Origin of the sequence: Mycobacterium sp. 1245499.0 (assembly GCF_001673615.1) — a bacterium.
Taxonomy (GTDB): Bacteria; Actinomycetota; Actinomycetes; order Mycobacteriales; family Mycobacteriaceae; genus Mycobacterium; species Mycobacterium europaeum_A.
In genome coordinates, this window is the sequence record NZ_LZMG01000317.1 from 1 (window position 1) to 20,991 (window position 20,991).

22 protein-coding genes, 2 pseudogenes and 1 riboswitch are annotated in these 20,991 nt (G+C 68.7%); of the genes and pseudogenes, 13 read left to right on the top strand and 11 right to left on the bottom strand.

Annotation, left to right across the window (positions count from 1 at the left end):
* Nucleotides 1-206 (bottom strand): M28 family peptidase (locus tag A5646_RS30465; RefSeq protein WP_369806968.1); only part of this gene is annotated, 206 nt, incomplete at its 3' end.
* Here A5646_RS30465 and A5646_RS19210 point away from each other — a divergent pair.
* The 4 genes and pseudogenes from A5646_RS19210 to A5646_RS19225 form a co-directional block, all read left to right on the top strand.
* Nucleotides 148-867 (top strand): annotated as a pseudogene (locus A5646_RS19210) (M20/M25/M40 family metallo-hydrolase); the annotation flags it as partial. The gene A5646_RS30465 and the pseudogene A5646_RS19210 sit on opposite strands and share 59 nt — an antisense overlap.
* The gene (locus A5646_RS19215) at nucleotides 864-2,336 is read left to right on the top strand and encodes a M28 family peptidase (RefSeq protein WP_067023480.1); all 1,473 of its coding nucleotides are present in this window, start codon (nucleotides 864-866) and stop codon (nucleotides 2,334-2,336) included. The pseudogene A5646_RS19210 and the gene A5646_RS19215, both read left to right, overlap by 4 nt.
* Before the next feature lie 64 nt (nucleotides 2,337-2,400).
* Entirely contained in the window at nucleotides 2,401-2,835 is a 435-nt protein-coding gene (locus A5646_RS19220) for an SRPBCC family protein (RefSeq protein ID WP_066872442.1), read from the top strand.
* 127 nt (nucleotides 2,836-2,962) lie between these two features.
* Nucleotides 2,963-4,411 carry a neutral zinc metallopeptidase gene (locus A5646_RS19225; protein ID WP_066879831.1) on the top strand — a complete coding sequence of 483 codons (1,449 nt, stop codon included), beginning with the start codon at nucleotides 2,963-2,965 and terminating at the stop codon, nucleotides 4,409-4,411.
* A gap of 16 nt (nucleotides 4,412-4,427) precedes the next feature.
* Here the strand turns inward: A5646_RS19225 and A5646_RS19230 are convergent, their stop codons facing one another.
* From A5646_RS19230 to thiC, 5 genes are all read right to left on the bottom strand, one after another.
* A complete protein-coding gene (locus tag A5646_RS19230; protein ID WP_066879836.1) occupies nucleotides 4,428-5,297 on the bottom strand; it encodes an LLM class F420-dependent oxidoreductase in 870 nt (289 codons plus the stop codon).
* Nucleotides 5,298-5,321: 24 nt separating this feature from the next.
* Nucleotides 5,322-5,756 carry a MarR family winged helix-turn-helix transcriptional regulator gene (locus A5646_RS19235; protein WP_066879839.1) on the bottom strand — a complete coding sequence of 145 codons (435 nt, stop codon included), beginning with the start codon at nucleotides 5,754-5,756 and terminating at the stop codon, nucleotides 5,322-5,324.
* A gap of 46 nt (nucleotides 5,757-5,802) precedes the next feature.
* Nucleotides 5,803-6,426: an alpha/beta family hydrolase gene (locus A5646_RS19240; protein WP_066879843.1), complete on the bottom strand. Its 624-nt coding sequence runs from the start codon at nucleotides 6,424-6,426 to the stop codon at nucleotides 5,803-5,805.
* Between the two features lie 4 nt (nucleotides 6,427-6,430).
* Nucleotides 6,431-7,258 (bottom strand): bifunctional hydroxymethylpyrimidine kinase/phosphomethylpyrimidine kinase, encoded by an 828-nt coding sequence (gene thiD / locus A5646_RS19245; protein ID WP_067023481.1) that lies wholly within the window; start codon nucleotides 7,256-7,258, stop codon nucleotides 6,431-6,433.
* 178 nt (nucleotides 7,259-7,436) lie between these two features.
* On the bottom strand, nucleotides 7,437-9,116 hold the full coding sequence (gene thiC / locus A5646_RS19255) for a phosphomethylpyrimidine synthase ThiC (RefSeq protein WP_066872459.1): 1,680 nt from the start codon (nucleotides 9,114-9,116) through the stop codon (nucleotides 7,437-7,439).
* Nucleotides 9,108-9,218, bottom strand: a riboswitch (TPP riboswitch). It overlaps the preceding gene by 9 nt.
* Nucleotides 9,219-9,374: 156 nt before the next feature.
* Between thiC and A5646_RS19260 the strand changes: the two genes are divergently transcribed.
* From A5646_RS19260 to A5646_RS19270, 3 genes are all read left to right on the top strand, one after another.
* Nucleotides 9,375-10,034 carry a PAS and ANTAR domain-containing protein gene (locus A5646_RS19260; RefSeq protein WP_066872462.1) on the top strand — a complete coding sequence of 220 codons (660 nt, stop codon included), beginning with the start codon at nucleotides 9,375-9,377 and terminating at the stop codon, nucleotides 10,032-10,034.
* A gap of 137 nt (nucleotides 10,035-10,171) precedes the next feature.
* A complete protein-coding gene (locus tag A5646_RS19265; protein ID WP_067023485.1) occupies nucleotides 10,172-10,528 on the top strand; it encodes an STAS domain-containing protein in 357 nt (118 codons plus the stop codon).
* Nucleotides 10,525-14,400, top strand: a complete 3,876-nt coding sequence (locus A5646_RS19270; RefSeq protein WP_067023488.1) for a SpoIIE family protein phosphatase — start codon at nucleotides 10,525-10,527, stop codon at nucleotides 14,398-14,400. Before A5646_RS19265 ends, A5646_RS19270 begins: the two co-directional genes overlap by 4 nt.
* Here the strand turns inward: A5646_RS19270 and A5646_RS19275 are convergent.
* Nucleotides 14,397-14,672: a hypothetical protein gene (locus A5646_RS19275; protein ID WP_156748795.1), complete on the bottom strand. Its 276-nt coding sequence runs from the start codon at nucleotides 14,670-14,672 to the stop codon at nucleotides 14,397-14,399. The two genes, A5646_RS19270 and A5646_RS19275, sit on opposite strands and share 4 nt — an antisense overlap.
* Before the next feature lie 72 nt (nucleotides 14,673-14,744).
* Here A5646_RS19275 and A5646_RS30250 point away from each other — a divergent pair, with 72 nt between their 5' ends.
* Complete coding sequence (locus A5646_RS30250) at nucleotides 14,745-15,011, top strand: Rv1535 domain-containing protein (RefSeq protein WP_067141737.1); 267 nt, start codon at nucleotides 14,745-14,747, stop codon at nucleotides 15,009-15,011.
* A gap of 13 nt (nucleotides 15,012-15,024) precedes the next feature.
* On the opposite strand, the gene A5646_RS19280 is transcribed toward A5646_RS30250, so the two are convergent.
* The 4 genes from A5646_RS19280 to A5646_RS19295 all read right to left on the bottom strand — a co-directional run bounded on the left by A5646_RS19280 (nucleotide 15,025) and on the right by A5646_RS19295 (nucleotide 18,036).
* Entirely contained in the window at nucleotides 15,025-15,498 is a 474-nt protein-coding gene (locus A5646_RS19280) for a hypothetical protein (RefSeq protein ID WP_066872473.1), read from the bottom strand.
* A 212-nt stretch (nucleotides 15,499-15,710) separates the two neighbouring features.
* Nucleotides 15,711-16,517, bottom strand: coding sequence for an exodeoxyribonuclease III (locus A5646_RS19285; protein WP_156765649.1), 807 nt, complete (start codon nucleotides 16,515-16,517; stop codon nucleotides 15,711-15,713).
* Nucleotides 16,518-16,534: 17 nt separating this feature from the next.
* The gene (locus A5646_RS19290; protein ID WP_067023494.1) at nucleotides 16,535-17,443 is read right to left on the bottom strand and encodes a GCN5 family acetyltransferase; all 909 of its coding nucleotides are present in this window, start codon (nucleotides 17,441-17,443) and stop codon (nucleotides 16,535-16,537) included.
* Nucleotides 17,443-18,036 carry a peptide deformylase gene (locus A5646_RS19295; RefSeq protein ID WP_067023497.1) on the bottom strand — a complete coding sequence of 198 codons (594 nt, stop codon included), beginning with the start codon at nucleotides 18,034-18,036 and terminating at the stop codon, nucleotides 17,443-17,445. Before A5646_RS19295 ends, A5646_RS19290 begins: the two co-directional genes overlap by 1 nt.
* Nucleotides 18,037-18,238: 202 nt before the next feature.
* Here A5646_RS19295 and A5646_RS19300 point away from each other — a divergent pair, with 202 nt between their 5' ends.
* From A5646_RS19300 to A5646_RS19320, 5 genes and pseudogenes are all read left to right on the top strand, one after another.
* Nucleotides 18,239-18,547 (top strand): DUF3263 domain-containing protein, encoded by a 309-nt coding sequence (locus A5646_RS19300; RefSeq protein WP_007768412.1) that lies wholly within the window; start codon nucleotides 18,239-18,241, stop codon nucleotides 18,545-18,547.
* Between the two features lie 19 nt (nucleotides 18,548-18,566).
* Complete coding sequence (locus tag A5646_RS19305) at nucleotides 18,567-19,046, top strand: LytR C-terminal domain-containing protein (protein ID WP_066872485.1); 480 nt, start codon at nucleotides 18,567-18,569, stop codon at nucleotides 19,044-19,046.
* 21 nt (nucleotides 19,047-19,067) lie between these two features.
* Entirely contained in the window at nucleotides 19,068-19,748 is a 681-nt protein-coding gene (locus A5646_RS19310) for a superoxide dismutase family protein (RefSeq protein ID WP_066872488.1), read from the top strand.
* Nucleotides 19,729-20,868, top strand: coding sequence for a glutamate--cysteine ligase (locus A5646_RS19315; RefSeq protein ID WP_369806969.1), 1,140 nt, complete (start codon nucleotides 19,729-19,731; stop codon nucleotides 20,866-20,868). Before A5646_RS19310 ends, A5646_RS19315 begins: the two co-directional genes overlap by 20 nt.
* Nucleotides 20,868-20,991, top strand: a pseudogene (locus A5646_RS19320) (ATP-dependent protease); the annotation flags it as partial. The gene A5646_RS19315 and the pseudogene A5646_RS19320, both read left to right, overlap by 1 nt.

Consider the following 20,991-nt stretch of genomic DNA (forward strand, 5'->3'; position numbering starts at 1 on the left):
GCGGCCACGCCCGATCCGTTGTCGTTGATGCCCGGCCCGTCGGGAACGCTGTCCAAGTGGGCCCCGGCCATCACCACGTCGGTCGCCGACCCGGTCTTGGTCTGCGCAATCACGTTGCGGGCGCGGAAGCTTTGGACGCTCGCGTTGAGTTTGATGGTGGTGATGGCCGGGGCCCACTTGGACAGCGTTCCCGACGGGCCGGGCATCAACGACAACGGATCGGGCGTGGCCGCGGTGCTGGAAACCGCTGTGCGACTGGGGAATTCACCACCGGTGCGCAACGCGCTGCGGTTCGGCTTCTGGGGTGCCGAGGAACTCGGACTGATCGGGTCGCGCAACTACGTCGAGTCGCTGGACCTGACGGCGCTGAAAAACCTTGCGCTGTACCTCAATTTCGACATGCTCGCATCGCCGAACCCCGGTTATTTCACCTACGACGGCGACCAATCGCTGCCCGCGGACGCGCGAGGCCAGCCGGTGGTGCCGGAGGGCTCGGCCGGTATCGAGCGCACGCTGGTCGCCTACCTGAAGTCGGCCGGCAAGACCGCGCAGGACACCTCGTTCGACGGCCGGTCGGACTACGACGGGTTCACCCTGGCGGGCGTCCCCGCCGGCGGCCTGTTCTCGGGGGCGGAGGGGAAGATGTCCGCCGACCAGGCCAAGTTGTGGGGCGGCGCCGCCGATCAACCGTTCGACCCCAACTACCACCAGAAGACCGACACCCTCGACCACATCGACCGCACCGCACTGGGAATCAACGGCGGTGGTGTGGCCTACGCGATGGGTCTGTACGCGCAGGACCTCGGCGGGCACAACGGCGTCCCCGCCATGGCGGACCGGGTCCGGCACGTGCTCGCCAAGTCATGATGTCCCGGCTGGTCGCGACCGCGCTGCTGCTCGCCGCGCTGGTGGCCGGGTGTTCGGACACCCGGCCGGGGCAGCCGACGGCCACCCCGGACCTAGCGCACAGCTTGGCCAAACGGGTGAACGTCGAGGGCCTGCTGACCCATCTGCGCGCCCTGCAGAACATCGCCAACGCCAACGGCGGCAACCGCGCAGACGGCACACCCGGCTTCAACGCCACCGTGGACTACGTGGCTAAGACACTGCGAGACAAGGGTTTCGACGTACAGACGCCGCAGTTCGACCGGCTCTACACCGTGTCGTTGGGTAAGCCGGCGCTGACCGTTGCGGGTCGTACCTATTCGGTCGACCAGGCCTCGCTGCTGGTCCAAACGCCACCCGGCGGACTGACCGGCCAGCCGGTCCGGCCGGCCCAGCCCTCGGGCTGCGCGGCCACCGATTACCCGTCGCCGCTGCCCAAAGGGGCGATCGCCGTCGTCGACGACGCGCACTGTTCGGTGGTCGACAAACAGAACAGCGCGGTGGCCAAGGGCGCCAGCGCACTGATCGTGCTCAGTTCACCCACCGGGCGCGGCGCGCCGCCCACCCTGTTCACCCCCGGCTACTTCAAGCAGCTGACCGTGCCGGTCGCCGTATTGGGCGCCTACGGCGCCGCCGCGCTGTCCGGCTCCACGGCACCGGTACGCCTGGTGCTGGATGCGCAGAACGTCAACATCACTTCGCGAAACGTCGTGGCGCAGACCAAGACCGGGTCGGCCCACGACGTCGTCGTGGTCGGCGCCCACCTGGACGGCTCCCGCGCCGGGCCCGGGATCAACGACGACGGCTCCGGGGTGGCCGCCGTTTTGCAGACGGCGCTGCAACTGGGCCCGCTCGCCCCGGTCACCAACGCGGTGCGGTTCGTGTTCTGGGGCGCCGACGAGGACGGCCGCAACGGCGTCATGGACTACGTGTTCGGCATGGACCACGACCAACTCAACGACATCGCGCTGTACCTCAACTTCACCATGCTGGGGTCGCCGAACGCGGGATTCTTCACCGACGACGGCGATCAGTCCGGCCCGCCCTCACCCAACGTCTCGGCCGCGGACGTGCCCGAGGGATCGGCCGGCATCGAACGCACGCTGGCCGGTTATCTGAACCTCGCCGGCAAACGTCCCGCCGACCTGCCGTTGGATACCAGGGCCGACTACCACCCGTTCATGGTGGCCGGCGTGCCGGTCGGCGGCATGACCACCGGCGCCGCGCAGCCGAAGAGCCCCGTGCAGGCCCGGTTATGGGGTGGTCAGGCCGGCGTGGCGTTCGATCCCAACTTCCAGAGCCCTCGTGACACCGTCGACAACATCAACCGGGAAGCGTTGGCGGTCATGGGTTCTGGCGTCGGGTTCGTCGTCGGCAGCTACGCGGAATCCATCGGCGGGGTCAACGGCGTGCCGCCGCACAACAAGAGGCATCGCACCCGGGTGCCCTGAACCGCGACCGCCCACCGTTTAGCATGTCGGTGACACCCGTCGGCATCGCAGGGCAGGGGAGCGCATGGTCCAGATTCACGTAGAGCGCACCGTCGCGGCGGCGCCGCAACGCGTCTTCGATTGGCTGACCGACCCGGCCAACCTGACCACCGCTCCGTTGCTGCTCAGGGCCGGCTGGGCCGACGGCTCGTCGGGCCCAGGCGTGGGGGCAGTGCGCGAAGTGACGGGGCTGGGCGTGTGGTTGCGCGAACGGATCACCGCCTACGAGCCGCCGCACAACTACTCCTACCTCGTCGTCCGCTCGATACCCGCCTCGAATCACGAGGGCGGGACCGTGACGATCACTTCGTCGGGCGACGGCGCGCACGTCGACTGGGAGACCGCCTACACGGTTCCGGCCAGCGGGGGCGGCAAGGTGACCGAGGCGGTCACGTCGCCGCTGTTCCGCTGGACCTTCCGCGCCATCCTCGACCACTGCGCACGGGCGCTGGAACGCTAGCGGCATCGGTTGCCGCGTTCGTGTCGACGTTTGCTGGGTCGCCCGATTCCTGCTGCCCGTTATGGTCGATGCCTCTAGGATGAGTTTCCTTGATGCTGCGTCGTAGCCGGTCGGGATGAGGTTGGTCATGAAAAGCCATGCGCTCAGGTCGGCCCTCGTGTGGGCGGCGGCGGCACTCCTGGTGGCCGGCTGCACGACCTTCGTCGACGGACGCGCGCTGTCGATGCTCAACGATCCGTTTCTGGTCGGGGGGCTGCCCGCGACCAACGGACCCAGCGGGATCCGGTCGAACGCGCCCAGTCCCACCGGCAAGGTGCTCAACACCGACAACGGCCCCATCGACACACTCGCACTGCTGTCGGTCAACGACATCGAGGACTACTGGAAGTCGGTGTATGACCAATCGCTGCAGGGCAAGTTCGTTCCGCTCAGCAAGATGGTGTCCTACAACTCCACCGATCCCAGCAGCCCGATCGTGTGCCACAACGACACCTACAAGCTCGTCAACGCCTTCTACACCGGCAAGTGCAACCTGATCGCCTGGGACCGCGGCGTATTCATGCCCATGGCGCAGAAGTATTTCGGTGACATGTCCGTCACCGGCGTGCTGGCACACGAATTCGGGCACGCGCTGCAACAGATGGCGAAGCTGGTGACCAGACGCGACGCGACCATCGTCCGCGAGCAGCAGGCCGACTGCTTCGCGGGCGTCTATCTGTACTGGGTCGCCGACGGCAAGTCGCCGCGCTTCACGCTGAGCACCGCCGACGGGCTCGACCACGTGCTGGCCGGGATCATCACCACGCGGGACCCCGTCATGGACAGCGAGACCGAGAACGACGACGCCCACGGGTCGGCCCTGGACCGGATCAGCGCCTTCCAAATGGGATTCCTCAACGGCGCCTCGGCCTGTGCGGCGATCAACCGCAAGGAGATCGAGAAGCGCCGCGGCGACCTGCCGAACGCCCTGCGGGTCGACTCCAGCACCGGCGCACCCGAAACCGGCGAGGTGCCCATCAACCAGGACACCTTGTCGAATCTCATGGAGCTGCTGGGAAAGATCTTCGCCCCGGCCAGCCCGCCGGCGCTGTCCTACCAGCCGGCCGAGTGCCCGGACGCCAAGGCCACCCCGCCGGCGTCCTACTGCCCGGGCACCAACACCATCGTGGTCGACCTGCCCGGCCTCGCCGCCATGGGCACGCTCGCCGACGAGAAGCAACAGACCCTGCCGCAGGGCGACGACACCGCGCTGTCGGTGGTGATGTCGAGATACGCGCTGGCCGTGCAGCATGAACGTGGCCTGCCGATGCAGAGCCCGTGGACCGCGCTGCGCACCGCGTGCCTGACCGGTGTGGTGCATCGCAAGATGGCCGAGCCGATCGACCTGCCCTCGCACAACCAATTGTTGCTGACCGCAGGCGATCTCGACGAGGCCGTCGCCGGCTTGCTCACCAACCATCTGGTCGCCAGCGACGCGGACGGCACCAGTGTGCCGGCCGGATTCACCCGGATCGCTGCGTTCCGCGGCGGCGTGACGGGCAACGCGGACGCCTGTTACTCGCGCTATCCCGGTTAACCGATCACCAACCGGGTCAACCGATTTCGGCGAGCCGGGGAATCACTTCGTCGCCCAGGCGTCGAACGAAGCCGACCGGATCCGGATTACCGGGGAACGGACCGGCATTGACCAGCTCGACGCCGAGTCCGGCGTAGCCCTCGACGGTCCGGAAATACCCGTCCAGGTCCTCGAACGGATTGACGAAGTAGCCGACCGTCTTGCGGATCTCGCCGGGGTCGCGGCCGACCGCCTCGCAATGACGGTTGAGCACCTCGATCTTGTGCTTGATCGCGTCGACCTCGGTCACCGTGGAATTCCAGATGTCGGCGTATTGCGCGACCAGACGCAGCGTCTTTTTTTCACCGTCCCCGCCGATCAGCACCGGGGGACGCCGAATTGGTTGGGGCGCACAGATTGTCTCGGCCAGCTGATAGTGCTTGCCTTGGTACGGGCCGTCGTTGTCGCTCCACATCTGCCGGCAGATCTGCAGTGTCTCCTCGAGCATCTCGAAGCGTTGGCTCACCGGCGGATACGGAAAGCCCAGGGCGGCGTGTTCTCGGTCGTACCAGGCCGCGCCGAGTCCCAACATCGATCGGCCCTGCGACAAGACGTCCAGCGTCGTGACGGCCTTGGCCAGCAAACCTGGATAACGGTAGGTGACGCCGGTGACCAACAGGCTCAGCTCGATTGTCGTCGTCTGTCCGGCCAGAAAGCCCAGTGACGTGTACCCCTCCAGGAACGGATCCTCCGCCCGTCCCATGGCTTCCATTTGAAAGAAGTGGTCGGCCAGCGTGAACAGCGTCGCGCCGCCCTGCTCGGCCGCCTTGGCCGCCTGGGCCAGCGTCGGGCCCAGCCGGGCCGGGTCTCCCGGTAGGAAGTCGATAAAATGCAATCCCAGTTCCATTGTCGCTCAGGTCCTTTCGCGTCCTCATTGCTCGGTCAAGCGCTCGAGTAGCGACAGTGCGTCGACGATGACGCGCCGCTCGGCTTCGGTGTAGCGCTCGTGGATGGCGCGGGCCAACCACTCCTCGCGGGCGCGCCGGCCGCTTTCGGCACGCCGTTTGCCCGCCGGGGTCAGCGAAACCACCTGGCGCCTGCCGTCATTCGGATCCGGCTTGCGCTCGATGAGCCCGCGTTGGCCCAGGGCGGCCAGGATGGTGGCCATCGACTGCGGGCGCACCTGTTCGGCGCCGGCCAATACGCTGGCCGACGACGGGCCCTCTTTCCACAACCGGGTGAGCACCGCGGTCTGTGACGGCGTCAGACCGTCGGTCGCGATGTCCTTCAGCCGGCGCCGTAACCGGCTGAACACCACCCTGATGTCGCGTGCCGCCGCTACCGCGGACTCGCTGATGCCATCCACACGACCACTCTATTTTAGACAGCCAAAACTGTCCAGTTTTGACTGTCTATTTCCGTCCGAGCAGCTGCAGCGCGGCATCGACGGCCAACGCCGGCACGTTCAACGTCCTGGACCGCAGATCGTGGCGGGCGCTGGCGATCTCGACGACGGCGGTCGTGCCGGTGACCAGGGCGGCCGCGGCGCGCAGTTCGTCGGGCGTGCCGAACGGATCCGACGTGCCGTGCGTGAACACGGTCGGCACCGTGATGTCGGGCAGGTGCTCGGTGCGCGCGCGTTCGGGTTTGCCCGGCGGATGGACCGGATAGGAGAACAGCGTCAGCACGTCCACCGCCGCCTCGCCGGCCGCGACGACCATGGACGTCTGCCGGCCGCCATAGGAATGGCCGCCGGCGATCAGCGGGCCGTCGGCCAGGCCGCGGCACACCGTGATGGCCTCGACGATGCCGGCCCGGTCGGCGGCGGCGGAACCCGACGGCGGCCCGGCGGGCCGGCGGCGCCGGTAGGGCAGGTTGTAGCGCACCGCCAGCCAGCCCCGTTGCGCCCACTCGTCGCAAACCTGCTGCAGCAGAACGGCATCCCGGTTGCCGCCGGCGCCGTGGGTCAGTACCACCACGCCCGTCGGCGGCCCCGTGGGCTCGTGCGCGACACCCGCGATCTCGTCGAGATTCATGCGATCACGACAGCCGAAACAGCGGGGAGACGGGGCCGTGCCCGTGGCCCAGTGGGTATGCGGCGCGCAGACATTCGGTCACCCAGCGCTTGCCGAACTCGACGGCGTCCGGCACGGTGAAGTTGTGCGCCAGCGCGCACGCCACGGCGCTGGCGAGCGTGTCGCCACCGCCGTGGTCGTTTCCCGTCGCGATCCGCTGGGCATCGAACTCGTAGAAATCGGCGCCGTCGTAGAGCAGGTCGCTGCTGCGCTCCGAGGACCGCAGGTGACCACCCTTCACCAGCACCCATTGCGGGCCCAGCGCATGCAGCGCCTTGGCCGCCGCCCGCTGCGACTCGGCGTCCACCACGTCGACGTCGACCAGCAGCCGCACCTCGTCGAGATTGGGTGTCACCAGCGTCGCCAACGGAAACAATTGGGTGCGAAGCGAATCCAGCGCCGCCGGCGCCATCAGCGCGTCGCCGTGCATCGACGCCGCCACCGGATCGACGACGAGCGGCACCGACAACCCCAGCCCGCGCCACGTGGTGGCCACGGTGTCGATGATTCGCGGCGACGCCAGCATCCCAGTCTTCGCGGACTGGATGCCGATGTCGCCGACGACGGCCTCGATCTGCCCGGCGACGACCTCGGCAGGCACCTCGTGAAAACTCCGCACGCCCAACGTGTTCTGGACGGTGACGGCGGTGACCGCGATGCACGCGTGCACACCCAGCAGCGCCATGGTGCGCATGTCGGCCTCGATGCCCGCGCCGCCCCCGGAGTCCGACCCGGCGATGGACAGCACCCGGCGCGGCGTCGTGCCGGGCGCGGGCAGCGGCAGGAACGTCACTGTGTCAGATTGCGGTGACCCGCCGCGCCCGGCTGCGCCGCGCTTGCGATCACCGCTGTCAGATGGCGGTGACCCGCCGCGCCCGGCTTCGCCCGATGGTGGCGACCCGCTGCGCCCGGCTTCGCCGCGCTGGCGATCGCCACGGCCGCGCTTGCGATCGCCACGGCCGCGCTTGCGATCACTGCTGTGCCAGCGGTAGATACACCCGGTTGCCCTGCTCGGCGAACTCGCGCGACTTCTCCGCCATGCCCTCGGACATGGCCGCCTCGATCGCTTCCTCGCTGTCGAGCCCGTGTTTGGCGGCGTAGTCGCGAACGTCCTGGGTAATGCGCATCGAGCAGAACTTCGGCCCGCACATGGAGCAGAAGTGCGCGGTCTTGGCCGGTTCGGCCGGCAGCGTCTCGTCGTGATACTCCCGCGCGGTGTCCGGGTCCAGCGACAGCGCGAACTGGTCGTTCCACCGGAACTCGAAGCGCGCCTGCGACAACGCGTTGTCACGCTCCTGCGCGTGCGGATGGCCCTTGGCCAGATCGCCTGCGTGCGCGGCGATCTTGTAGGCGATCACCCCGTCCTTGACGTCCTTGCGGTCCGGCAGCCCCAGGTGTTCCTTGGGGGTCACGTAACACAGCATCGCGGTGCCGGCCTGGGCGATGATGGCCGCGCCGATCGCCGAGGTGATGTGGTCGTAGGCCGGGGCGATATCGGTGGCCAGCGGGCCTAGCGTGTAGAACGGGGCCTCCTCGCACCACTCCTCTTCCAGCCGCACGTTCTCGACGATCTTGTGCATCGGGACGTGGCCCGGGCCCTCGATCATCACCTGCACGCCATGGGATTTCGCGATCTTGGTCAGCTCGCCTAGGGTGCGCAGCTCGGCGAACTGCGCGGCGTCGTTGGCGTCGGCGATCGAGCCCGGCCGCAGGCCGTCGCCCAGGGAGAAGGTGACGTCATAGCGGGCGAAGATCTCGCAGAGCTCGTCGAAGTTGGTGTACAGGAACGACTCCCGGTGATGCGCCAGGCACCATGCCGCCATGATCGAGCCGCCGCGCGACACGATGCCGGTGACCCGCTTGGCGGTCAGCGGCACGTAGCGCAGCAACACACCGGCGTGCACGGTCATGTAGTCCACGCCCTGCTCGCATTGCTCGATCACGGTGTCGCGGTAGAGCTCCCAGGTCAGTTCGGTCGGATCGCCCTTGGTCTTTTCCAGCGCCTGATAGATGGGCACGGTGCCGACCGGCACCGGCGAGTTGCGCAGAATCCACTCGCGGGTCTCGTGGATGTTCTTGCCGGTGGACAGGTCCATGATGGTGTCGGCGCCCCACCGGGTGGCCCACACCATCTTGTCGACCTCCTCGGCGATCGATGATGTCACCGCCGAGTTGCCGATGTTTGCGTTCACCTTGGTCGCAAACGCCTTGCCGATGATCATCGGCTCGATCTCGGGGTGGTTGTGGTTGGCCGGGATGACCGCGCGGCCCCGGGCGACCTCGTCGCGCACCAGCTCGGCGGGCATGCCCTCGCGCGCGGCGATGTAGGCCATCTCGGCGGTGATCTCGCCGGCGCGGGCGCGCTGCAGCTGCGTCCCGCGATCGCGGACCACGCCGGGCCGCGCCGGCAGTCCGGCCGTCAGATCGATCGTCGCCTCCGGATCGGTGTAGGGCCCCGAGGTGTCGTACAGGTCGAAGTCCTCGCCGTTGGACAGGTGCACCCGCCGCAGCGGTACCCGCAGCGTCACCCCACCCGGGCCCTCGATCTCGCGGTAGGCCTTGCTGCTGCCCCAGATGGGTCCGGTGGTGACGGCCGGCTCCACGCTGTGCGAGGCACTGCCCGACGCAATTCCGGAAAGGACATCAGTCATTTTTCATCTCCCTACGCCGGCATTACCCGGTCAGGTTCGTACGGTCGACGGCCCCGAGCCGTCCTCTCAGCGCACTCGGCGTGCGCTCCCGCGTCGTATGGATGGGTCCGCACGCGACGTTACCCCTACGGCCGACCGCACGGCAGGGTGTGATGGCCTTTTCACCCGGGGCAGTAGCCGAAGGCGTTCCCTTAGTGGAAAAATGCAACCGTGCAACAGCGCAGGCGAACAGGGGAATCGTCATCCGGCGCGGGCGACGTGCGATTTTCCGAGCCGACCGAGCCGGCCCCCGGATACCTGAACATCGGCGCCTTCCGCTTCTGGTTCGTGGGCCAGCGGTGGGAATGGTCCGACGAGGTGGCCAGGATGCACGGCTACCAGCCGGGTGAGGTCGAGCCGACGACCGAATTGCTGCTGTCGCACAAGCATCCCGACGACCGCGCGCATGTGCAGGAGTTGCTCGACCACGCCCTGCAATCCGAAGAGTCGTTCTCGAGCCGGCACCGGTTCATCGACACCGCCGGCGCGATGCACGATGCGATCGTCGTGGCCGACCGCATGCTGGACGAGTCGGGCGCCGTGCTGGGCACCGCGGGTTACTACATCGACCTCACCAACTCCTTCGACGAGGCCCGCCAGGAGGTGCTCGACACCGCGCTGCCCGACCTGTTCGAGAGCCGCGCGGCCATCGAACAGGCCAAGGGCGTGCTGATGTACGTCTACCGGGTCAGCGCCGAGCAGGCGTTCCGGGTGCTGCAGTGGCGCTCGCAGGAGACCAACGTGAAACTGCGGTCACTGGCCAGGCAGCTGCTCGCCGATATGGCCGCCCTGCCGGCACCGGCGGCGATTCTGCAGAGCCAGTTCGATCATTTGCTGCTGACCGCGCACGAGAGGATTCCGGCCGAGCCCGGCGGGTAACCGGCGAATCGATAAACGGGCAGTTCGGGTACGGGTTACTCTCGGGTCATCTGCGATGCGCGACCGCGCATCTGTGCCGCGTCGTCGGGCTTAGCGGCAGCAGATCCCAACGTTGGCTGCGGCGAAAGGCATGAAAGTTGTTGGCGGTCGGACACGAGGCCCACGACGACGTAGTGATCGTGAGCGTCAAAGGCGATGTCGACTCCAGTAACGTCGGTGAGCTTGCCGCTCACCTGACCACCGCGCTCGGGCTGGCCTCCACCCCGCCGGTGCGCCCGGTGGTGATCGACTTGCTGGCTGTCGATTTCTTCGGAAGCGCGGCGCTGAACGCGGTGCTCGACTGTCATGAGGACGCCAAAGCCGGCGGGACCGGGGTACGACTGGTCGCCGACCACGACCAGGTGCTGCGGCCGATCCAGGTCACCGAGTTGGACCGGGTGTTCGACATCTACCCCACCCTGTCCGCGGCGTTGCAGCGAAGACGCCAGCCATGAACTCGCGACTGCCGGCCGACCTGGCCGCTGCCGTTTCGTTGGGCGGTGAGATGGGCCGGCGGTTCGCCGAATACGACTGGGACGCTCATCCGCTGGGGCCGCCGCGAGACTGGTCCGGACAGATGCGGGCGGCGGTCGCCACGACGCTGGCGTCGCGGTTCCCGCTGGTGCTCTGGCTGGGCACCGAAGACTTGTTCGTGGTGTACAACGACGCCTACATCGAGATCCTCGGCGACAAGCTCGACTCGTTCGCCAAACCCGGCCGCGAGGTGTGGTGGGACATCTGGGATTCGATCGCCCCGATGCTCGCCGGCGTCGTCGCGACCGGGGAGGCGACCTGGTCGCGGGACCTGATGCTGCCCATGGTGACCGCCGGGCGGCGCGTCGAGCGGTACTTCACCTTCACCTACAGCCCGCTGATCGGCGCCGACGGCAAACCCTTCGGCATCTTCTGCCCCTCCTACGAGACCACCGAGCGGGTGCTGAGCGAGCGCCGCCTGCACCTGCTCAACACGGTCGCCTCCGCGATCGTCGAGAGCCGCAGCATCGACGACGCGGTCGGCGTCGCGGTGCGGGTGTGCGCCGGCCAACCGGCCGACCTGTCGTTCATCGCCGTGTACGCCGACGACGGCGCGACGGGAAGGGTCACGCTGCGCGGGGCTACGCCATCGGTGTCGGCGCTGCTGCCAGGCGAACTGGCGGAGCTGACCGACTGGGATGCGGCGTCGCGGACCCGGGCCGAGATGCAGGTGATCGGTGACGTCGCCGGCACGATCTCCGGCATCGAAGCGGCGCTGGGCGCCGACTGCCCGCAGGAAGCTCTGGTGTTACCGCTGGGGGAGGCCTCGCCCGCGGGGGCGCTGGTGGTCGGCGCCAGCCCGCGGCGCCCTTTGGACACCCAGTTTGAGGGGTTCTGCCAGCTGCTGGCCGACCAGTTGACGTCGACGTTCGCCTCGATCGTGTCCTACGAGCAAGAGCGGCACCGCGCGGATGCGTTGGCCGAACTGGACCGGGCCAAGACCGCGTTCCTGACCAACGTCAGCCACGAGTTTCGCACCCCGCTGACCCTGCTGCTCGGACCGCTGGACGACGCGCTGTTGGACGCGGCGCCGGAAAGCGTTCTCGAGGAGCGACTTACCACCGCGGCGCGCAACGCGCGGCGTCTGCAGCGCCTGGTCGACTCGCTGCTCGACTTCTCCCGCATCGAGGCCGGCCGGGCCAACGCGAAGCTGGTGTGCACCGACGTCGGCGCGCTCACCGCGCAGATCGCGTCGTCGTTCACCGAGCTGTGCCACCGGGCCGGGCTCGAGCTGAAGCTGGACTGCGCGCCGGCCCTGGCGGACGTCGATCCGGCGATGTGGGAGACGATCGTTCTCAACCTGCTGTCCAACGCGGTCAAATACACGCTGCGGGGCTCGATTTCGGTGCGGGTGCGAACCGAATCCGGGGACTGTGTGATCGCCGTGCGCGACACCGGAGTCGGCATCGGTGCCGAGGATCTCAAGCTGCTGTTCGAGCGCTTCTACCGGGCCGACAACGTGCGTGGGCGCAGCGTCGAGGGCACCGGGATCGGGTTGTCTCTGGTGCGCGGGCTGGTCGACCTGCACCGCGGCACGGTCGAGATCGACAGCGAATTGGACCATGGCACCACCGTCACGATCCGGGTACCGCGGTCGACCTCGGGTGCGGTCGTCGACCCGTCGCCTGCCGGGCCGAACGAGACCAATCCGTATGTCGCCGAGGCCAGTCAGTGGGTGATGCCCGTCGCCGAACCGGCCGCCACACCCGAGGCGACCCGCCAGGTGGTGCTGATCGCCGACGACAACGCCGACATGCGCGCCCACCTCGAGCGGGTGTTGTCGACCCACTGGGAGACGGTGTCGGTCGCGGATGGCGAGTCGGCGCTGGCCGCGACCCGCAACCTGCGTCCGGACGCGATCGTCACCGACGTGATGATGCCCGGACTCGACGGCTTCGGCTTCGTCGCCGCCGTTCGCGCGGACCCGGACTTGGCGCCCACGCCGATCCTCATGCTGTCCGCCCGGGCCGGCGCGGAGGCCGTCAGCGAGGGCTACGCCGGTGGCGCCGACGACTACCTGCCCAAGCCGTTCCGGTCCCAGGAGCTGATCGACCGGCTGGCGTCGAGGTTGTCCGCGGTGGGCCGCGAGCGTGACCGGCAACGCCGCGAGGCGCAGTCGCGGCTGGCCTCGGAGCTGGTGCACCTCGACTCGGCGCTGCAAGCCACCAGCTCGGCCGGCGGGATCATGGACGCCCTGCTGGGCTCCTCCTTCGGTTCCGGGGACGCCGGTGCCGTCGCGATCGGCGTCCTCGACGGCGAGGACTATCTGCGGTTCGAATACGCCGGTGACCTGCCCGCGGAGTTTCGGGACCGCTACCACGTCGTCGCCCTCGATGCTCCGCTGATCGGCGCGGACGTCGCGCGCACCGGCGAGCCGATGATCGTCACCGACACGTTCGACCTGCCCCCGCGCTACGAGCACGCCGTCCGGGACAGCGCGGCGAGCATCCGCGCCTGCGTGAGCCATCCGCTGCGCGACGGCTCTGGCCGCATCCTCGGGGTGCTGGCGCTGTTGTGGCCGCAGCCCCGGCAATTCGACGCCGCCGACCTCGACACCTTCGCCCGGATCGCCGAGTTGACGTCGGCGGCCCTGGACCGCGTGCGGCTGATGGCCCGCGAACACGAGATCGCCATCGACTTTCAGGAGCACCTGCTTGATCTGGACCGCGGCTCCACCGCCGCGGTTGTCGCGGCCGTCTACCAGCCGGCGGGGGAGGCGATGCGGGTCGGCGGCGACTGGTATTCGGTCACCCCGCTGGACCACTCCGGCCGGATCGCGATCTCGGTCGGCGACGTCGTCGGGCACGGGCTGGCCGCGGCGATCGTGATGAGCCGGTTGCGTGCCGCGGTCGCCGCCTCCGCGCTCACCGCGGGCGAGCCGGACGCGGTGCTCGGTTCGCTGGACCGATACGGCGCCAGCGTCGACGGCGCCCGGTGTGCGACGGTGGCCTACGCCCTGATCGACACCGACGGCCAGGGCGGTGGCGCCACCGTCAGCTACAGCTGCGCCGGGCATCCCTATCCGCTGCTGGTGCTGCCCGACGGGCGCGCGACCTTTTTGGAGTCGGGCCGGCGCGCCCCGGTGTCGGTGACCGGACGCGGAACCCACGACGCGACGAGCCGGCCGCCCAGCAACACCGCGACCGCGCAGCTGCCGCCCGGCGGGTTGATCCTGCTGTATACCGATGGACTGATGGAACGGCCCGGTGAAAGCCTCGACGACGGGTTCGCGCGCCTGCGGGCGGCGGCGGAGCAGTGCGCCGGCCTGCCGGTCGAGTCGGTCTGTGCGGAGCTGCTGTCGCGGATGGCCCCGCCGACGGGCTACCGCGACGACGTCGTGGTGCTCGCGCTGCGCCCGAGCCACCTCGCCGCGGGCAGCTTCGCCACCGTGCTGCCGGCCGCGCCGGCTCACATTCCCGTCGCGCGCGGACAGCTGCGCGATTGGCTGAACACCATCGTCGTCGCGCCGCACCGCGAAACCGACATCCTGTTGGCCACCGGCGAAGCGGTCACCAATGCGATCGAACACGGCAGCCGCAACGAGCCGCGCCAGACGGTGTCGATCGAGGCGTTCCTGTATCAGGACACGGTGGTGATCACCGTCAGCGACACCGGCCAGTGGAGCGGCGATTCGTCGGCCAGCCTGCGCAGCCGCCGACGCGGACGCGGGCTCACGCTGATGAGCGGACTGGCCGACGGCGTCGAGACGCTGCGGACCGCGGCCGGCACGCGGGTCACCCTGCGGTTCGACCGCGCGCTCGGGGGAAGCGCCGCGGCGAACCAGCCCGGCTAGGCCTCCTCCATCGCCTCGCCGAGCTCCTCCAAGAGCTTGTTGTGGTGGTTGGCGGCCAGGAAATGTCCGGCGGCGATGACCAGGGCCACCGGCCAGTCGATGAGTTCGAGGGCCGCCAGGGCCGCCAGCCCGCCGAAGTAGGCCAACTGCTCTGGCCTGGGGATTTCCACCTGGCCGATCGCCGGCAGATTCACCGCGAAAGTCTCACCCGCGCGGATCTTGTCCACCGCCTCGCGCTGGGACGTGCCGCGCCGCGACTTCTTTTCCGCCATCATTTGCCTTTCGGTAACGAAGGGTTTCCCATCTCGCTGGGTCGCGCGTCCACCGTCGGACTTATGTCGACGATGACCGGCACCGGGGGCGATCCGCTAGTTTCCTCGTTTGCTTCGGTGCTGAGGGTGCCACTAGTCGAACTCTATGCGCTGTTGTGGCGCGTCGGGGTGGTCGAGATTCGGCACAGCGACGGGGCGCCTCGACGCGGCGCGACGGCGCCATCCCGGCCGGTTCGGGGAGCCGGCTGTCCGGATCCCAGTGCGCACGAGCCAGAGCGCCTGGTGCGCTGGACATCGCGGCAGTTGGCCCCGGCGGTGATCAGCCGGGCGATCGGCTGATCGGCGGGTCCGCCTAGTTGGTGCTGCGCAACCGCGTGGTGCCCGCCCGGCGTCCGGCCGTCTTCTTGGCCGTCGACTTGGTGGCCTTCGCGGGCGCGGTTTTCGTGGGGGCGGATTCCTGCGGCGTCGGTTTCGGCGGCGCCGCGTCCACCGGCACCGATTTCAGGTTCGCCTTGACCGCCCGGGTGTCGGGCTCCTGTTTGCGGCTCAACCGCTGCAACAGCAGAGCGCTGCCGCCGACCGCCAGCAGCAGCGGCCACTCGACCAATCCGGCGACGCCGAGTGCGCCGATGGCGAGCGCGGCCGCGGGCGCCGAGTGGCTGCCGCTGTTCATGCCGCGCTTGACGCCCTCGGCGGCGCCGGTGACGCCGCCGATGACTCCGTTGACCGCCGCACCGCCCACGGCACCGGCGGCCGCGGTCGTCGCGTTCGCCGCGCGGTTCACCGCCTGACTCACGCCTCGGACTGCTCCGCCGATGACACTCATGATGACTCCCTGGCTTTGATTGCTTCTGCAGCTAACCGGTGTCGGCAGCGGGTGGGTTCCCGCTGAAGGCAGCCTCAACAACAAAGCAATTTGGTTTTCACTTCTGGTGTTTAAAGCCTGCCACCAAGCTATCGCGCAGACAACGCGAAGCCGCATCAAATTTGCCTGAGCTTAATGTGATGTTGCCGCCGGCCGGTATCTGCGAGACGCGGCTAGTCGCGCCGCACGTCGACGAGGACCGGCGCATGATCGCTGGCCGCCTTGCCTTTGCGTTCGTCGCGGACGATCTGCGCGTCCGTCACGCGGGCGGCCAAAGCCGGCGAGCCGAGGATGAAATCGATGCGCATGCCCTGCCCCTTCGGGAACCGCAAGCGGGTGTAGTCCCAGTACGTGTAGACCCCCGGGCCCGGCGTGAAAGGGCGCACCACATCGGTGAATTGCGCCTCGACGATCGCGGCGAACGCGCGGCGCTCCGGCTCGGAGACATGCGTGGCGCCGGCGTAGAAATCCATGCTCCACACGTCATCGTCCTGCGGGGCGATGTTCCAGTCACCGGCCAGTGCGATCGCGGCGTTGGGATCGTCGCGCAACCAATCCGACGCCGAATCTCGCAGTGCGGCAAGCCATTCGAGTTTGTAGGTGTAGTGCGGGTCGCCCAGGGCGCGGCCGTTGGGAACGTAGAGGCTCCACATCCGCACGCCGCCGCACGTCGCCGCGAGGGCGCGGGCCTCCGCGGCCGCGGCGACTTCGGGCTTGCTGTTCCAGCTGGGTTGCCCGTCGAATCCGATCTGCACGTCGTCGAGACCGACGCGCGAGGCGATCGCCACGCCGTTCCATTGGTTGAATCCGACGTGGGCGACCTCGTAGCCGAGTTCGAAGAATGGCAGGGCGGGGAATTGGCTGTCGGAGCATTTGGTCTCCTGCATGGCCAGCACGTCGACGTCGGCGCGGGCCAGCCAGTCGATGACGCGCGGCAGCCGGGAGCGAATCGAATTCACGTTCCAGGTGGCGAGCCGCAGCGGCGGGTCGGGCATGCCTAGACGCTATCCCAGAGGCCCGGGCGCACCGGGACGTAGCGGCGGCGGTGGTGCAGCCGGAAACCCAGCGCCGCGGCGGGCGTGCGCTCGCCGGTGTCGGGCACCCGCAGGTAGCCGCGCGTCGCACCGCGATCGGCGCCCCACGCCAACAGCGTCTCGCACAATCGCACCGCCGCCTGATCGTCGGCGCCGGCCGGGCAGCCCACTTCCGAGATGCCCACCCACCGGGCGCCATCGGGTGCCTCGGTCACCGCGGCGCGCGCGACGGCTCCGTCGCGATGCGTGCCGAACACGAGCTCGCCGTCGATGACGGCGGTCAGCACGTCGACGGGAATGTCGCCGGCGTGGATGCGCAGCCACCCGTCGTCGGGGACCGGCGCCAACGTGACCGACGGGTCGGCGTCCTGGACGGCCACATCGGAAAGGTCCTGCACGACAAGCCGTTCCGTGCGCTCGTCGATCAGCGCGGGTGGCGCCAGCATCCGGTCGGGCAGGGCCAACCGCGGCATCAGGCCGCGGCGCTCGTACCAGTCGACGATGGCGGGGACGGTGCTCGCCTGGGCGGAAATGCCCAGTGGCACAGCGGAATTAGCGGCCAGATCGACGCCGTGGCCGGCTCGCAGCAGCCAGCCGTCCAGCCAGGTGTGCTCCGCGCCCGGCCAGGCCGCGGCGGCGGCGTGCTCGAGCGCGCGGATCTCGGAGGTGCGGATGGGGGTGTCGGTGAGCACCCGCAACGCCACCGCCTCGGACGCCGCGAACTCGACGACCGCGCCGGTCTTCGTCCGCACCCGCACCATCGGTTCGACCGCCAGCAGGTGGCCCACCGCATCGGTCAGCGGCGGCACCGAACCGGCCGGGCGCCGGTAGCGCACCGATACCCGGGTGCCGAGGTCGGGCCACGAGAACATCAGTGACCGAACGGGTCCGGTCCCTCCCCGGGCATCCAGGAGAGGCCGGGAACGCCCCAATCGTGGGATTTGACGGCCCGTTTCGCGGCGCGCGCGTGCCGGCCGATCAGGCGGTCCAGGTAGAGGAAACCATCGAGGTGCCCGGTCTCGTGCTGCAGCATCCGCGCGAACAGGTCGTTGCCTTCGAGGGAGATCGGCGTGCCGTCGGCGTCGAGCCCGGTGACGCGCGCCCACTTGGCGCGCCCGGTGGGGAACGACTCGCCGGGCACCGACAGGCAGCCCTCGTCGTCGTTGTCCGGATCGGGCATGGTCTCGGGTATCTCGGAGGTTTCCAGGACGGGGTTGACGACGACACCGCGCCGCCGGTCGGTGCGGCCGCGATCGTCGGCGCAGTCGTAGACGAAGACCCGCAAGCCGACCCCGATCTGGTTGGCGGCCAAGCCCACCCCGTGCGCGGCGTCCATGGTGTCGTACAGGTTGGTGATCAACTCGGCCAGATCCGCCGGCAGCGAACCGTCGGCAGCGACCGGCACCGGCTGTGTCGGGGTGTGCAGGACGGGATCTCCCACGATGCGGATCGGAACGACTGCCATGGTCGGCTAAGCTACCGCACGCCCGTGGGCTGCCCGGCCGGCGATCGGCGTCTGGGCAATCTTGGTCAATCGGCCGACTCGCGGGTCTGGATGACGGCTTGAGGGTTTGGCGCGTGTTTCAATATTCGCCGAAACACGCCCTTAGCTAAGTCAAGTCATTCGAGCAGTTCGGAATTCGCCGGAAGGGTCCAGGGGAAGCGATATGGACAGCGCCATGGCGCGGGCAAATCGATCGGGGGACGACTCTGAGATCGCAGATGGGCTGACCCGCCGCGAGCACGACATCCTGGCCTTCGAGCGCCAGTGGTGGAAGTTCGCCGGCGTGAAGGAAGACGCCATCAAGGAGTTGTTCTCGATGTCGGCGACGCGTTACTACCAGGTGCTCAACGCGCTCGTCGATCGGCCCGAGGCCCTGGCCGCCGACCCGATGCTGGTGAAACGGCTGCGCAGACTGCGCGCCAGCAGGCAGAAGGCGCGCGCGGCGCGGCGCCTCGGCTTCGAGGTGACCTGACTCGTTACAGTAGGGCTCGATGAAAGAACGAGTTCCCGACTCCACTGGGCTGCCCCTGCGGGCCATGGTGATGGTGCTGTTGTTCCTCGGCGTCATTTTCCTGCTGCTCGGTTGGCAGGCTCTGGGTTCGTCCGGGAGCTCTGACGACGATTCGGCGTCGCCGGCGTCCAGCGCGAGCGCCAGCAGCTCCGCGTCCGCATCGCCGACCAACAAGCCGGCGAGCACGCAGGCCGACGTGCAGGTGTACAACATCTCCGGAAAAGAGGGCGTCGCCAAGCGCACCGGGGACCAGTTGACGTCCGCCGGCTTCAAAGTCACCAAGGTCGACAACATGACCGTGCCCGACGTCTCGGCCACCACGGTCTACTACACCGACGCCGGCGACGAGCACGCCACCGCCGACGCGGTGGCCAAAAACCTGGGCGGTGCACCGGTCGAACAGCGAATCCCCGCACTCAGCGGCGAGCCGCCGGGCGTCATCGTCCTCGTCGCGGGCTAGATAGGCGATAGGCTGCTGGCTATGCCCAAGCTGCGCGCATTGGTACTGGCCGGTTGTGTCGTGCTGTTAGGCGCCTGCTCGTCGCCCCAGCAGGCTTCGTCGGTTCCGGGCACCACCCCCGCGATCTGGACCGGATCGCCCTCGCCGTCGGGCGCCAAGGCCTCCGAGCCCGGGCCCGCGGCGGCGCCGAGCATCATCACGCACCTGAAGGCGCCGGACGGCACCCAGGTGGCCACCGCGACGTTCGAATTCAACAACGGCTATGCCACCGTCACCATCGAGACGACCGCCAACGGTGTGCTCGCGCCCGGCTTCCACGATGTGCACATCCACAAGGTCGGCAAGTGTGAGCCCAACTCGGTCGCCCCGACCGGCGGCGCGCCGGGCGACTTCCTGTCCGCCGGCGACCACTTCCAGGCGCCCGGGCACACCGCCGAGCCCGCCAGCGGGGCCCTGCCCACCCTGCAGGTGCGCAAGGACGGCTCCGGAACGTTGGTCACCACCACGGACGCCTTCGCCATGGACGACCTGCTCACCGGGCAGAAGACCGCGATCATCATTCACGCCGGTGCGGCCAACTCCGCCAACGCCCCATCCGGGCACAACAATCAGACCAGCGGCACGCCGGGCCCGGACGACATGACGATGAGCACCGGTGACGCCGGCAAGCGGGTGGCGTGCGGTGTCATCGGTGCAGGCTAAGCGGGCCGACACCCGCATCGACTTCGCCCGTTCCCCGCGGCCGACCCTCGGGGTGGAATGGGAGTTCGCCCTCGTCGACGCCCACACCCGCGACCTGAGCAACGAAGCCACCGCCGTGATCGCCGAGATCGGCGAAAATCCGCGCGTACACAAGGAATTGCTGCGCAACACCGTCGAAGTGGTGACCGGCATCTGCCACTCCGCGGGCGAGGCGATGGAGGATCTGCGACAGACCCTGGGGCCCGCGCGCCGCATCGTGCGGGATCGCGGCATGGAGCTGTTCTGTGCCGGAGCACATCCGTTCGCGCAGTGGACCTCTCAGAAACTCACCGACGCCCCGCGTTATGCCGAACTGATCAAGCGCACCCAGTGGTGGGGACGGCAGATGCTGATCTGGGGCGTGCACGTGCACGTCGGCCTGTCCTCGCCGAACAAGGTGATGCCGATCATGACGTCACTGCTCAACTACTACCCGCACCTGCTGGCGCTGTCGGCGTCCTCGCCGTGGTGGGCGGGCGTGGACACCGGCTACGCGAGCAACCGGGCGATGATGTTTCAGCAACTGCCCACCGCCGGGCTGCCGTTCCAATTCCAGACCTGGGCGGAGTTCGAACGCTTCGTCTACGACCAGAAGAAGACCGGCATCATCGACCACGTCGACGAAGTCCGTTGGGACATCAGGCCTTCACCACACCTGGGCACGCTCGAGATGCGGATCTGCGACGGCGTGTCCAATCTGCGCGAGCTGGGCGCGCTGGTCGCGTTGACCCATTGCCTGGTGGTCGATCTGGACCGCCGACTGGAAGCCGACGAGTCGCTGCCGAGCATGCCGCCCTGGCATAACCAGGAGAACAAGTGGCGCGCCGCGCGCTACGGACTGGACGCGGTGATCATCCTGGACGCCGACAGCAACGAGCGATTGGTCACCGAGGATCTCGACGAGGTGCTGAACCGGTTGGAGCCGGTGGCCAAAAGGTTGAACTGCGTCGACGAGCTGGCCGCGGTCGCCGACATACCCCGCCACGGGGCCTCCTACCAACGGCAGCGCCGGGTGGCCGAAGAACATGACGGCGACCTGCGCGCGGTCGTCGATGCGCTGGTGGCCGAACTGGAAATCTGATGACGGAATCCCTTGAGCTGGCAATGTTTCCGCTGGAATCGGCGCTGCTGCCGGACCAGGACCTGCCGTTGCGGATCTTCGAGCCACGCTACGGCGCGCTGGTGCGCCACTGCACCGACACCG

Coding starts and splice junctions, on each gene's coding strand:
- A5646_RS19215 (WP_067023480.1), top strand. CDS start 864: ATGATGTCCCGGCTGGTCGCGACCGCGCTGCTGCTCGCCGCGCTGGTG.
- A5646_RS19220 (WP_066872442.1), top strand. CDS start 2,401: ATGGTCCAGATTCACGTAGAGCGCACCGTCGCGGCGGCGCCGCAACGC.
- A5646_RS19225 (WP_066879831.1), top strand. CDS start 2,963: ATGAAAAGCCATGCGCTCAGGTCGGCCCTCGTGTGGGCGGCGGCGGCA.
- A5646_RS19230 (WP_066879836.1), bottom strand. CDS start 5,297: ATGGAACTGGGATTGCATTTTATCGACTTCCTACCGGGAGACCCGGCC.
- A5646_RS19240 (WP_066879843.1), bottom strand. CDS start 6,426: ATGAATCTCGACGAGATCGCGGGTGTCGCGCACGAGCCCACGGGGCCG.
- thiC (WP_066872459.1), bottom strand. CDS start 9,116: ATGACTGATGTCCTTTCCGGAATTGCGTCGGGCAGTGCCTCGCACAGC.
- A5646_RS19270 (WP_067023488.1), top strand. CDS start 10,525: ATGAACTCGCGACTGCCGGCCGACCTGGCCGCTGCCGTTTCGTTGGGC.
- A5646_RS19275 (WP_156748795.1), bottom strand. CDS start 14,672: ATGGCGGAAAAGAAGTCGCGGCGCGGCACGTCCCAGCGCGAGGCGGTG.
- A5646_RS30250 (WP_067141737.1), top strand. CDS start 14,745: ATGACCGGCACCGGGGGCGATCCGCTAGTTTCCTCGTTTGCTTCGGTG.
- A5646_RS19280 (WP_066872473.1), bottom strand. CDS start 15,498: ATGAGTGTCATCGGCGGAGCAGTCCGAGGCGTGAGTCAGGCGGTGAAC.
- A5646_RS19290 (WP_067023494.1), bottom strand. CDS start 17,443: ATGTTCTCGTGGCCCGACCTCGGCACCCGGGTATCGGTGCGCTACCGG.
- A5646_RS19295 (WP_067023497.1), bottom strand. CDS start 18,036: ATGGCAGTCGTTCCGATCCGCATCGTGGGAGATCCCGTCCTGCACACC.
- A5646_RS19300 (WP_007768412.1), top strand. CDS start 18,239: ATGGACAGCGCCATGGCGCGGGCAAATCGATCGGGGGACGACTCTGAG.
- A5646_RS19305 (WP_066872485.1), top strand. CDS start 18,567: ATGAAAGAACGAGTTCCCGACTCCACTGGGCTGCCCCTGCGGGCCATG.
- A5646_RS19310 (WP_066872488.1), top strand. CDS start 19,068: ATGCCCAAGCTGCGCGCATTGGTACTGGCCGGTTGTGTCGTGCTGTTA.